Origin of the sequence: Nocardia sp. NPDC050630 (assembly GCF_044457245.1) — a bacterium.
Taxonomy (GTDB): domain Bacteria; phylum Actinomycetota; class Actinomycetes; order Mycobacteriales; family Mycobacteriaceae; genus Nocardia.
In genome coordinates this window covers 742,433-754,215 of the sequence record NZ_JBITGN010000001.1, presented here as the reverse complement: position 1 = coordinate 754,215, position 11,783 = coordinate 742,433, and the positions used below count along the sequence as shown (strand labels likewise).

Genomic DNA, 11,783 nt, shown 5'->3' with positions numbered 1-11,783 from the left:
TGTTACTCGCCTTCGGAGTGCTCGAGCAGGTCGGAGTGGATCTCACGCATCGCGACCGACAGCGGCTTCTCCTGCAGGCCGGGCTCGACCAGCGGGCCGACGTATTCGAGAATGCCGTCGCCGAGCTGGTTGTAGTAGTCGTTGATCTGACGGGCCCGCTTGGCCGCGTAGATCACCAGCGCGTACTTGGACGAGGTGCGCTCGAGCAACTCGTCGATCGGGGGGTTGGTGAGGCCGACCGGAGTGTCGTATGCGGGCGCGGGCTTGATGTCCGTACTGCTCACTGAGAGGGCTCCTGCGGGGATCGGTTCTTCGGGCTGGGTGGTTTTTCCGAGAGTGCGAGTCACGAACTCGAATTTGTGCTAACGAACAACGATACCAACTGCTCACAGGCGCTGGTCACCTCGTCGTTCACTATGACGATGTCGAACTCGTCACAGGCCGCCAATTCCGTCCTGGCGGTCTCCAACCTGCGGGCGATCACCTCGGGTGATTCAGTGCCCCGCGAGGTCAGCCGGGAAACCAGTTCGTCCCAGCTCGGCGGGGCGAGAAATACCAGCAGCCCCTCCGGCATGGCCTTGCGCACCGACCGCGCGCCCTCGAGATCCACCTCGACGAGCACCGGCAGGCCGGCGGCGAGTGCGTCACGCACCGGTGCGGCCGGAGTTCCCGAGCGCTGCAGTCCCCCGTGGATATCTGCCCACTCGAGGAGTTCGCCCGCCGCGATCATGGCGTCGAACTCCTCCCGGGACACGAACCGGTAGTCGCGGCCGTCGACCTCCCCGGGCCGGGGGGCCCGGGTTGTCGCCGACACGCTGAAGACCAGTTGGGGCAGCCGCTCGCGGACGCAGCGGACCACGGTCGACTTGCCCACGGCCGAGGGGCCGACCAGTACTACCAGTCGACCCTTCCGCGTGTGTTCGACCACCTTGGTGGTCAGGCGAAGTCGAATCGGGCGAGCAGCGCCTTGCGCTGCCGATCACCCAGTCCGCGCAGACGCCGGGTGGGGGCGATCTCCAGCTCGCTCATGATCTCCGCCGCCTTGACCTTGCCCACCTTGGGCAGGGCCTCCAGCAGCGCCGACACCTTCATCTTGCCGAGGATCTCGTCGGATTCGGCGTCTGTGAGGACCTGCTTCAGGTCGGTGCCGCCACGCTTCAGGCGCTCCTTGAGCTCCGCCCGAGCACGGCGAGCGGCAGCCGCCTTCTCCAAAGCAGCGGCGCGCTGCTCGTCAGTCAGCTGGGGAAGGGCCACGGTTCCTCCGTCTCATCGTTCATTGCATCAACTCCTGCCGGTAACCCAGCAGTCTCAGCGACCGTACCCACGACGTTGCTCGATTGCGAACCCACCCCCCAGGTCAGCGCATGATTCGCCGATGTCGTAGGGGCGGGCCCGGCGGGATGCGCGCAGCGCGTCGATCGCTGCGGTGATCCTACCGCCGGAATTGCGAAATACCCCGCTAGCAGGGGCTTTTCATGCCGAAACGGGGTTAGCGGACTGGTTGCGGTGACATCCCGCATCGGACCAGCAACCGGTCATGTGTCCGACCTGGAACTTTCTAGGATTTTTCCGCGTGTCGCGTTGTTCTTGCGCGTGTCGGCACGGGAAATGACCGATTTCGGGCTACCGCACATGCCACGCCCGTGTGCTCGCCACAAAAATCCCGGCCTTGCCTGGACCGCGGCGCGGCGAGAGCGAGCGGCACTGTGTGCCGGTCCAGTTGGCTCTGTGATCGATCAGGACACCGCCCCGGCCACCAGGCATGCCGGAAACAGGAAAATCGGCGCAGCGGGCCGCACAGCTGTTCGATATGACACGTCATGCCCTGTCAACGGCTCTCCTACCCGGAAACGCGCAATGGACCGACGGCTAGGCGTCGGTCCATTGCGATCATCACCACCTCATCGCCGTAGGAAGGCGAATTCCTCCTGCAGTGCGCTCACCTTGGCACGCAGTGCCGAGACGGACGGACCGGCGCCGAGCACCTCCCGCGAAACATTCGGCACCGCGGCATGCAACAACTGCTCCGGCACGAGCTCACGCACGGTTTCCGGACCGCCACCCTGTGCGCCGACACCCGGCATCAGGATCGGACCGTTGAGCCCAGCAAGATCCGGCGCCTCGGTGAGGGTGGCCCCGAGCACAATGCCGACCGATCCGAATTCCTGGCCCGCGTTGCACTGCGCCGCCGCATCGACCATGGTCTGCGCGATCGTGCGACCGTCCGCGGCGAGCGCCCGCTGCACCTGCGCGCCTTCCGGGTTCGAGGTGGCGGCAAGTACGAACAGACCGCGGCCGTTCACCTCCGCGAGTGTCAAAGCCGGTGCGAGCGAACCGAATCCGAGATACGGCGAGACCGTCAGCGCATCCGAGCCGAGCGGTCCGTCGCCCAGCCAGGCGCGTGCGTAGGCGTCCATGGTGGAGCCGATATCGCCGCGCTTGGCGTCGGCGAGCACCAGGGTGCCCGAGGCCCGCAGCACCCCGATGGTGCGCTCCAGCACCGCGATCCCGCCGGAACCGTAGGCCTCGAAGAAGGCGACCTGCGGTTTGATCAGCGCGACCAGGCCGTCGAAGGCCTCGACGCAGATCTCGGCGAATTTCTCGACGCCATCGACATCGTCGGTAAGATCCCACGATTCGAGCAGGCCGGGATGCGGATCGATGCCGACGCACAGTGGCCCGAAATGCCGCATGGCGTGCTGCAGTCGGGCACCGAACGTCTTCATCGCCGCATCTCCTTGGTCAGCCACGCAGCACCGAATGCAATTCCTGCAGCGAACGCACCCCGATGCCGCCGTTGATACTCGCCTCGATGCCCTGCACCGCCGCGGCCGCACCCTGCACCGTGGTGATGCACGGGATGTTCACACCGACCGCCGCCGTGCGGATCTCGTAGCCGTCCACGCGCGGCCCGGAGTTGCCGTAGGGGGTGTTGAACACCATGTCGACCTCGCCGTCGCGGATCTGCTCCACGATAGTGGGCTGTTCGGCGGGCCCCTCCTCGGAATGCTTGCGCACCTGTTCGCACGGGATTCCGTTGCGGCGCAGCATTTCCGCGGTGCCCTCGGTGGCCAGGATCCGGAAGCCGAGGTCGTGGAGGCGCTTGACCGGGAACACCATGGCCCGCTTGTCGCGGTTGGCGATCGAGACGAAGACCGTGCCCTCGGTCGGCAGCGATCCGTAGGCCGCCGCCTGACTCTTCGCGAAGGCGGTGCCGAAGTCGGCATCGATGCCCATGACCTCACCGGTGGACTTCATCTCCGGTGAGAGCAGCGAGTCCACGCCGCTGCCGTCGGCCTTGCGGAACCGATGGAACGGCAGCACCGCTTCCTTCACCGCGACCGGGGCGTCGAGCGGCACATGCCCGCCGTCGCCCTCGGCGGGCAGCATGCCTTCCTTGCGCAGTTCGGCGATGGTGGCGCCCATGGTGATCCGTGCCGCCGCCTTGGCCAGCGGTACCGCGGTGGCCTTGGAAACGAACGGAACCGTCCGGCTCGCCCGAGGGTTCGCCTCGAGGACGTAGAGCACATCGTCTTTGAGCGCGTACTGGACATTGAGCAGGCCCTTGACGCCGATGCCCTTGGCCAGCGCGATGGTGGAGCGACGCACCGCCTCGATATCGCTACGGCCCAGCGTGATCGGCGGCAGTGCGCAGGCGGAGTCGCCGGAGTGGATGCCCGCCTCTTCGATGTGCTCCATCACACCGCCGAGGTAGACCTCGTCACCGTCGCAGAGCGCGTCCACGTCGATCTCGATGGCATCTTCGAGGAAGCGGTCGACCAGCACCGGATGTTCCGGACTGAGTTCGGTGGCACGAGAGATGTAGCCCTCCAGCGAGGCCTCGTCGTAGACGATCTCCATACCGCGTCCGCCGAGCACATAGGACGGACGCACCAGGACCGGGTAGCCGATGCCAGCGGCGATCTTCTTGGCCTGTGCGAAGGTGGTCGCGGTTCCGTACTTCGGCGCGGGCAGGCCCGCGGCGACCAGTACGTCACCGAATTCACCGCGATCCTCGGCCAAGTCGATGGCGGCGGCGCTGGTGCCGACCACCGGCACACCGGCATCGGTGAGGCGCTGCGCCAGACCCAGCGGGGTCTGCCCGCCGAGTTGCACGATCACACCGGCGACGGTGCCCGATTCGGTTTCGGCGTGGTAGACCTCGAGCACATCCTCGAAGGTCAGCGGCTCGAAGTAGAGCCGATCGGCGGTGTCGTAGTCGGTGGAGACGGTCTCCGGGTTGCAGTTGACCATGACCGTCTCGTATCCGGCCTGCGAAAGCGTCTGCGCCGCATGGACACACGAGTAATCGAACTCGATGCCCTGGCCGATCCGGTTCGGACCGGAACCCAGGATGATCACCTTGTCCCGCTCGCGCTGCGGCGAGACTTCCGACTCGGCCGCGGGATCGAGCTCGTAAGTCGAGTAGTGATACGGGGTCTTGGCCTCGAACTCCGCGGCGCAGGTGTCGACGGTCTTGAAGACCGGACGGATACCGAGCCGGTGCCGCAGTGCGCGCACGCCGGTCTCACCAGCCAATTCCGGTCGCAGCGCGGCGATCTGGCGATCCGACAGGCCATAGTGCTTGGCGCGGCGCAGCAGCGGCTCGTCGAGCACGGGCGCATCGATGACCTCCCGGCGCAGCTCGACCAGTCCGGCCACCTCGGCCACGAACCAGGGGTCGATGCCCGAGGCCGCGGCGACATCCTCGATGCTCGCGCCCAGGCGCAGCGCCCGCTCGACCTGGTAGATGCGTCCCTCGGTCGGAGTGCGCAGGTCGGCCAGGATGGCCTCGGTATCGGTCCACTTGCCGTCGTCGTTGGTCCAGAAGCCCGCGGCCTTGGTCTCCAACGAGCGCAGCACCTTGCCGAGCGCCTCGGCGAAGTTGCGGCCCAGCGACATCGCCTCGCCGACCGACTTCATGGTGGTGGTCAGCGTGGCGTCGGCGCCGGGGAATTTCTCGAAGGCGAAGCGCGGGGCCTTGACGACCACGTAGTCCAGAGTCGGCTCGAAACAGGCCGGGGTTTCCTTGGTGATGTCGTTGACGATCTCGTCCAGGGTGTAGCCGATGGCCAACTTGGCCGCGATCTTGGCGATCGGAAAACCCGTTGCCTTGGAAGCCAATGCGGACGAGCGCGATACGCGTGGGTTCATCTCGATGACGATCAGGCGGCCGTCACGCGGGTTCACCGCGAACTGGATATTGCAGCCGCCGGTATCGACGCCGACCTCGCGCAGGATGTCGATGCCCAGGTCGCGCAGCCGCTGGTATTCCCGGTCGGTGAGGGTCATGGCGGGTGCGACGGTCATCGAATCACCGGTGTGCACACCCATCGGGTCCACATTCTCGATCGAGCAGACCACCACGACATTGTCGCGGCCGTCGCGCATCAGCTCGAGTTCGTATTCCTTCCAACCCAGGATGGATTCCTCGATGAGCACATTGGCCGTCGGCGAGGCGGCCAGACCGCCGCCCGCGATCCGATCCAGATCCTCGTCGTTGTAGGCCATGCCCGAGCCGAGCCCACCCATGGTGAACGACGGCCGCACAACCACCGGAAAGCCCAGTTCCGCAACGGTTTCGCGGACCTCGTCCATGGTGTGGCAGACCCGCGAACGCGCGCTCTCCCCGCCCACCTTGGCGACGATGTCCTTGAACTTCTGCCGGTCCTCACCGCGCTGGATGGCCTCGAAATCGGCGCCGATCAGCTCGACATTGTATTTCTGCAGCACACCGCGCTCGTGCAGGGCGACCGCGGTGTTCAGTGCGGTCTGCCCGCCGAGGGTGGCGAGAATGGCGTCGGGGCGTTCCTTTTCGATGACCTTCTCGACGAATTCCGGGGTAATCGGTTCCACATAGGTGGAATCGGCGAATTCCGGATCGGTCATGATGGTCGCCGGGTTGGAGTTCACCAGCGATACCCGCAGGCCCTCGGCCCGCAGCACCCGGCACGCCTGGGTGCCGGAGTAGTCGAATTCGCACGCCTGGCCGATGACGATCGGGCCCGAGCCGATCACCAGGATATGCTTCAGATCCTCGCGGCGAGGCATCAGGCTCCTTCCATGAGACCGGCGAAACGGTCGAAGAGATAGGCGGCGTCATGGGGTCCGGCAGCGGCCTCCGGGTGGTACTGCACCGAGAATGCGCGGCCATCGACCAGGCGCACGCCCTCGACGGTGCCGTCATTAGCGCAGACGTGGCTGACCTCGGCCTTGCCGAACGGGGTATCGAACTGTTCGCCCTGTTCGCCCTCCAGTGCGAAGCCGTGGTTCTGTGCGGTGATCGAGATCCGGCCGGTGCCGTGTTCGACGACCGGGATATTGATGCCGCGGTGGCCGAACTTCATCTTGTAGGTCTTGCGACCGAAGGCGCGGCCCAGAATCTGGTTCCCGAAGCAGATTCCGAACAGCGGCAGCCCCTGTTCCAGTACGCCCTGGGTAATGGCGACGGCGCCGTCCTGGGTGGCCGGGTCGCCCGGACCGTTGGACAGGAAGACACCGTCCGGCTTCAGCTCCAGGATCTGGTCCAGCGCGACGGTCGACGGCACCACATGCACCCGCATGCCGCGCTGGGCGAACATACGCGGAGTGTTCGTCTTGATGCCGAGGTCGACCGCGACCACGGTGAAGCGCGGGTCGCCATTCGGTTCGATCGTGTACAGCGCGTCGGTGCTGACCTCTTCGGCCAGATCCGCGCCGAGCATCGAAGGCTGTCCGTTCACCCGGGCCAGCAGTTCATCAGCGTCGGCCAGCGCCGAACCGGAGAAGATCCCCGCCTTCATCGAACCGCGGGTGCGCAGGTGACGCACCAGCGCGCGGGTGTCGATACCCGCGATGCCGACGATCTGCTGGCGGTCCAACTGGTCCTGCAGAGTCCCGGTCGAGCGCCAGTTCGACGCGACGCGCGAGGCGTCGCGGACCGCGTATCCGGCGACCCAGATCTTGCCGGATTCGTCGTCCTCGTCGTTCCAGCCGGTATTGCCGATCTGCGGGGCCGTGGCCACCACGATCTGGCGGTGGTAGCTGGGGTCGGTGAGGGTCTCCTGGTAGCCGGTCATCGCGGTGCAGAACACCGCCTCACCGAGTGTTTCACCCACGGCGCCGAAGGCCGTGCCGCGAAAAACCCGGCCGTCCTCCAACACCAATGCTGCCTGTTGTGTCATCCCTCGTCGTCTCCCGTCATCGCCCTGGCCCACGCCGGGTACACCGTCTTGTCGTCACCTCGGAAACCGGTATCTATCTCGGTTCCGGTCGGCAGCTTCCAGCGAATTACCAGCACACCATCTTCCGTCATAACCTTGCCCGCATGTCCGCGTTCGGTCCGCACCGCGGTAATGGATTCCTCTGGAATCCAGAGCACCGTCGCACCGTCGCGCTCGAGCAGAATCCCTCGTTCGAACCGCGTGAGTTCCGCCGTGGCCCGAAACCCCAAGTCGCCCACCGTGATCCGGTCCTGCCAGCTTGGTGCGATAGTGCTGCCGAGATACATTCCGGTGGTCGGCTCCAGTACCTGAGCGCCGAGATCGCCCGGCACGTGCGGTAGTTCGCCGATCCGCGCCGCCTGCCGCGCGGCACGGTTGTGCCAGCCTCGGTACATCAACCAGATGCACAGCGCGAACAGTGCGAGCAGTCCGACCACCCAGAGTGCTCTTTCCACTTACGAACCTCCCGCCGCCTTGCCCTCACGGGCGGTTACCCGGCCTCGGAGCAACGTCGTTGTCACCCGAGCCGGGAACGTCATGTCCTCGAACGGCGTGTTATTCGAAATGCTGGCGAGTTCGGCGGCCCGCACCGTCCAGGTCGCATCCGGATCGACCAGCGTCAGATTGGCCGGTTCGCCGACCTCGAGCGGGCGGCCATGGCCGTCGAGGCCGACGATTTCGGCCGGACGCTCGCTCATCACCCGGGCGACACCGCGCCAGTCCAGCAGGCCGGGTTCGACCATGGTCTGCACGATGATCGACAGCGCGGTCTCCAGTCCGAGCATGCCCGGGCGGGCGGCGGCGAATTCGCAGCACTTGTCCTGTTCGGCGTGCGGAGCATGATCGGTGGCGACGCAGTCGAGAACGCCCTCGGCGAGTGCCTGCCGCAGCGCGATGGTGTCGGAGACCTCGCGCAGCGGCGGGTTCACCTTATTGACCGCGTCGTAGGTCTCCAGGCGCGAGTCGTCGAGCAGCAGATGGTGCGGGGTGACTTCGGCGGTGATCGAAATACCTTGGGCCTTGGCCCATTTCACCAGATCGACCGTGCCCGCGGTGGAGGCGTGGCAGATGTGCACACGGGCACCCGCGTCGCGGGCCAGCAGTGCGTCGCGGGCCACGATCGACTCCTCGGCGGCACGCGGCCAACCGGCCAGACCCAGGCGGGCCGCGGTCGGACCTTCGTGCGCGACAGCGCCTTTGGTCAGGCGCGGCTCCTCGGCATGCTGTGCGATCAAGACGCCAAGGGAGTTCGAGTACTCCAGTGCGCGGCGCATGAGCAGCGGGTCGTAGACGCAGTGGCCGTCATCGGAGAACATGCGCACCGCGCCGACACCGGCCGCCATGGTACCCATTTCGGCGAGTTGCTTACCCGCCAGGCCGACCGTGACCGCGCCCACCGGATACACATCGACCAAGCCGACCTCTTGGCCGCGCCGCCACACGTGATCGGTGACAACCACCGAATCGGCGACCGGGTTGGTATTGGCCATGGCGAAGACCGCAGTGTAACCGCCGAGTGCCGCTGCGGCGGAACCGGTTTCGATGGTCTCGGTGTCTTCGCGGCCGGGTTCGCGCAGATGAGTGTGCAGATCGACGAAGCCTGGCAGCAGTATCTGTCCCTGCGCGTCGATGACCTCGGCGTCGATAATGCCGAGATCGGTTCCGATGGCCGCGATTACCCCATCGCGCACGAGTACGTCGACCGGCTCGCCCTCGCCGTACGGCCGAACACCCTTGAGCAGCAGGCTCATGCCTTCACCTCGCTGGCGCTCGGCTCCGGCATGTGCCATGCGCGCTGGCACATGATGATTCGCTCACTTCGTTCGCTCATGCGACAGCCTCCTGAGTACCGACCAGCAGCCGGAACAGCACAGCCATCCGCATATGCACTCCGTTCGTCACCTGTTGCAGAATCGCCGCCTGCGGGGAATCGGCCACAGGCGAGGCGATTTCCATGCCGCGCAGCATCGGACCCGGATGCAGGACGACCGCGCTCTCGTCCAGCAGTGCGAGCCTGCGCTCGGAAAGTCCGTAGTTGACCGAATATTCGCGAGCCGACGGAAAGAAGCCGCCGTTCATCCGCTCCTGCTGCACCCGCAGCATCAGCACCGCATCGGCGCCGGGCAATTCGGCGTCCAGCGATGACGAGATCCGGGCGGGCCACAGATCCGCACCGACCGGTAGCAGCGTGCGCGGTGCGACCAGTACAACCTCGGCGCCGAGAGTATCGAGCAGGAAGACATTCGAGCGCGCGACCCGGCTGTGCAGGATATCGCCGACGATGACGATCCGCTTGCCCTCGATATCGCCGAGACGCTGACGCAGGGTCAGCGCATCCAGCAGCGCCTGTGTCGGATGCTGGTGGGTGCCGTCACCGGCATTGATAATCGCCGGGCCCTGCCGCCCCTCGGCGACCGCCCACCCATCCATCCAGCGCGCGATCTGATGCGCCGCCCCAGAGGCCGGGTGCCGCACGATGAGCGCGTCGGCTCCCGCCGCGTGCAGCGTCAGCGCGGTGTCGCGCAGTGATTCGCCCTTGGCGACCGAGGAACTGCTCGCGCTGACATTGATCACATCGGCGCTCATCCACTTGCCCGCGACCTCGAACGACACCCGTGTGCGAGTCGAATTCTCGTAGAACACCGTCATCACGGTGCGACCGCGCAGCGTCGGCAGCTTCTTCACCTCACGGCCGAGCAGCGCCTGTTCGAAGCGTTCGGCCTCGTCGAGCAGTTCGGTGGCGGTGGCACGATCGAGGTCGGTCACCGTCAGCAGGTGTCTCACGACTCCGCCTCGCTGACACTCGCTCCGGCGAGCCGGTTCACTGCGCTTCCTCCTGATGCAGATAGACGCCGTCACGGCCGTCGTGTTCGGTGAGCAATACGGAAATATCCTCGCTGCGGGAGGTCGGCACGTTCTTGCCGACGAAATCCGCACGGATCGGGAGTTCGCGGTGGCCGCGGTCGATGAGCACCGCGAGTTGGACCGCGCGGGGACGGCCGAGATCGCGCAGGCCGTCGAGGGCGGAGCGCACGGTGCGACCGGAGAAGAGCACGTCGTCGACCAGGACCACGAGTGCGTCCTCGATGCCGCCCTCGGGCACCGAGGTGCGCTCGAGTGGGCGGTGTGGGCGGGTGCGTAGATCGTCGCGATAGAGGGTGATGTCGAGCGAGCCGAGGGCCGGGCGGACGCCGGAGAACTCCTCGATCTTGTCGGTGAGTCGCGCGGCGAGCGTGGTACCGCGAGTGGGAATGCCGATCAGCACCACGCGCGGTGCGTCCAGCTCGCCCGCATCGAGGGCGGTCTTTTCGATGATCTGATGCGCGATGCGCGCGATGGTCCGGCCGACGTCGGAAGGAGACAGCAATTCGCGTCCCGCGCTCACCCACTCCGGGGTGTGTCGCTGCGACGTTTCGGCAGCGCCGGACTTGGCGGCCCGTTCCTCGGGCACGGCCATGCCGACCTCCTTCCCCGCCTCACCGGACGGTCCGTTAAAGGATGTCTTTACGGCATGCAGCCTAGCAGCGCCGTTCGCCCCGTTTTAACCAGGCGTATCCTGCTGTGAGCGGGGCCACGTACGGTTCGGACACTCCGGGCATTCGGCCGGTTCAGGCTTCACGGACCGCTATGACGACTCCGATGTCCGGATCACCCGAAGCGACAGGCCGGTCCAAGGCGGCGACCATATCGTCCCAGCTACGGAATTCGGTATGCCAGCCGTGTTCCTCCAGCCAGGTTCTGGCGTCGGCGTCGGCGTCGGCGTCGGCGCCGATGCCGGTGCGCGGACGGTCCGCGCCTTCGTCACCACGGACCAGCCGTTTGAGTTCGGCATAAGGCCGGGCGTCTTCGTCGACGGCGAAGCGGCTGACGCCGAAACGACTTCCCGGAGCGGATAATTCGGTAAGGGTAGTGACCACATGCAAAGCATGTTCGTGAGTCAAATAGCCCAGGACGCCCTCATCCACCCAGTGCGTGGGCAGATCCGGCCGAAATCCGTGCTCGCGGAGCAGCTTTGCCCAGTCCTCGCGCAGATCGATGGACAGCACCGCGCGGTCACAGCGGGGTTTCGCATGCGCTGCGGCGAGGATCGGTTCCTTGAATGCGAAGAGCTCCGGCAGATCGATCTCGAACACTCGGATGTCAGCGGGTAGCGCCAGGCGGAATGCCCTGGTATCCAAGCCCGCACCGATCAGCACGATCTGGCGTATCCCCTGTTCGACGGCCTCGGCGACCCGGTCGTCGACGAGCCGGACGCCGACCGTGCGCCCTTCGAAGAACATATCCGCGACCTCTTCCAGCCGCGCCCACCGTTCGATGCCTCCCTCGACCGCACGGTAGGCGTCGCGTGCGGCGTCGACGAACAGCTGCGCGAACGGGTCGTCGTACAGGCGGTCTGTGCGCACGGACTCCTTCGCCCGGATGACCGCGACACCGATCGCGGTCAATGCGACACCCGCCATCGGTACCTTCGGATCGGTTTCGGTCATTACTGCCTCCCCAATAGCTAACTTGCCGCCCGGCTAGTAATTCGGGCGCAGCGAAGACGCTAGGCTTTCACTAGCCGGTCGTCAAGCAAAAAGA

Annotated in this window: 11 protein-coding genes; all 11 read right to left on the bottom strand. The window is 66.2% G+C overall.

Annotated elements, in window-relative coordinates:
- Positions 1-2: 2 nt before the first annotated feature.
- Positions 3-284 carry a DNA-directed RNA polymerase subunit omega gene (gene rpoZ / locus ACIBG0_RS03350; protein WP_040692158.1) on the bottom strand — a complete coding sequence of 94 codons (282 nt, stop codon included), beginning with the start codon at positions 282-284 and terminating at the stop codon, positions 3-5.
- A 59-nt stretch (positions 285-343) separates the two neighbouring features.
- Positions 344-928 (bottom strand): guanylate kinase, encoded by a 585-nt coding sequence (gene gmk / locus ACIBG0_RS03345; RefSeq protein ID WP_364340211.1) that lies wholly within the window; start codon positions 926-928, stop codon positions 344-346.
- An 8-nt stretch (positions 929-936) separates the two neighbouring features.
- A complete protein-coding gene (gene mihF, locus ACIBG0_RS03340) occupies positions 937-1,254 on the bottom strand; it encodes an integration host factor, actinobacterial type (protein ID WP_040692163.1) in 318 nt (105 codons plus the stop codon).
- 647 nt (positions 1,255-1,901) lie between these two features.
- A complete protein-coding gene (gene pyrF / locus ACIBG0_RS03335; RefSeq protein ID WP_397028770.1) occupies positions 1,902-2,726 on the bottom strand; it encodes an orotidine-5'-phosphate decarboxylase in 825 nt (274 codons plus the stop codon).
- 16 nt (positions 2,727-2,742) lie between these two features.
- Positions 2,743-6,051 carry a carbamoyl-phosphate synthase large subunit gene (carB, locus tag ACIBG0_RS03330; protein ID WP_397028768.1) on the bottom strand — a complete coding sequence of 1,103 codons (3,309 nt, stop codon included), beginning with the start codon at positions 6,049-6,051 and terminating at the stop codon, positions 2,743-2,745.
- Positions 6,051-7,163 carry a glutamine-hydrolyzing carbamoyl-phosphate synthase small subunit gene (gene carA, locus ACIBG0_RS03325; protein WP_397028766.1) on the bottom strand — a complete coding sequence of 371 codons (1,113 nt, stop codon included), beginning with the start codon at positions 7,161-7,163 and terminating at the stop codon, positions 6,051-6,053. The genes carB and carA overlap by 1 nt, the downstream gene beginning before the upstream one ends.
- The gene (locus ACIBG0_RS03320) at positions 7,160-7,657 is read right to left on the bottom strand and encodes a transporter (protein WP_397028764.1); all 498 of its coding nucleotides are present in this window, start codon (positions 7,655-7,657) and stop codon (positions 7,160-7,162) included. Before ACIBG0_RS03320 ends, carA begins: the two co-directional genes overlap by 4 nt.
- Positions 7,658-8,953 (bottom strand): dihydroorotase, encoded by a 1,296-nt coding sequence (locus tag ACIBG0_RS03315; protein WP_397028762.1) that lies wholly within the window; start codon positions 8,951-8,953, stop codon positions 7,658-7,660. It abuts the gene before it with no gap.
- 76 nt (positions 8,954-9,029) lie between these two features.
- Entirely contained in the window at positions 9,030-9,986 is a 957-nt protein-coding gene (locus tag ACIBG0_RS03310; protein WP_397028760.1) for an aspartate carbamoyltransferase catalytic subunit, read from the bottom strand.
- A gap of 37 nt (positions 9,987-10,023) precedes the next feature.
- Positions 10,024-10,659 carry a bifunctional pyr operon transcriptional regulator/uracil phosphoribosyltransferase PyrR gene (pyrR, locus tag ACIBG0_RS03305; protein ID WP_397028758.1) on the bottom strand — a complete coding sequence of 212 codons (636 nt, stop codon included), beginning with the start codon at positions 10,657-10,659 and terminating at the stop codon, positions 10,024-10,026.
- 151 nt (positions 10,660-10,810) lie between these two features.
- The gene (locus ACIBG0_RS03300; RefSeq protein ID WP_397028756.1) at positions 10,811-11,689 is read right to left on the bottom strand and encodes an SAM-dependent methyltransferase; all 879 of its coding nucleotides are present in this window, start codon (positions 11,687-11,689) and stop codon (positions 10,811-10,813) included.
- Positions 11,690-11,783: the final 94 nt, after the last annotated feature.

Excerpts from the sequence above, each read along its gene's own strand:
- ACIBG0_RS03300 (WP_397028756.1), bottom strand. The coding sequence starts at position 11,689 with ATGACCGAAACCGATCCGAAGGTACCGATGGCGGGTGTCGCATTGACC.
- carB (WP_397028768.1), bottom strand. The coding sequence starts at position 6,051 with ATGCCTCGCCGCGAGGATCTGAAGCATATCCTGGTGATCGGCTCGGGC.
- pyrR (WP_397028758.1), bottom strand. The coding sequence starts at position 10,659 with ATGGCCGTGCCCGAGGAACGGGCCGCCAAGTCCGGCGCTGCCGAAACG.
- ACIBG0_RS03315 (WP_397028762.1), bottom strand. The coding sequence starts at position 8,953 with ATGAGCCTGCTGCTCAAGGGTGTTCGGCCGTACGGCGAGGGCGAGCCG.
- carA (WP_397028766.1), bottom strand. The coding sequence starts at position 7,163 with ATGACACAACAGGCAGCATTGGTGTTGGAGGACGGCCGGGTTTTTCGC.
- pyrF (WP_397028770.1), bottom strand. The coding sequence starts at position 2,726 with ATGAAGACGTTCGGTGCCCGACTGCAGCACGCCATGCGGCATTTCGGG.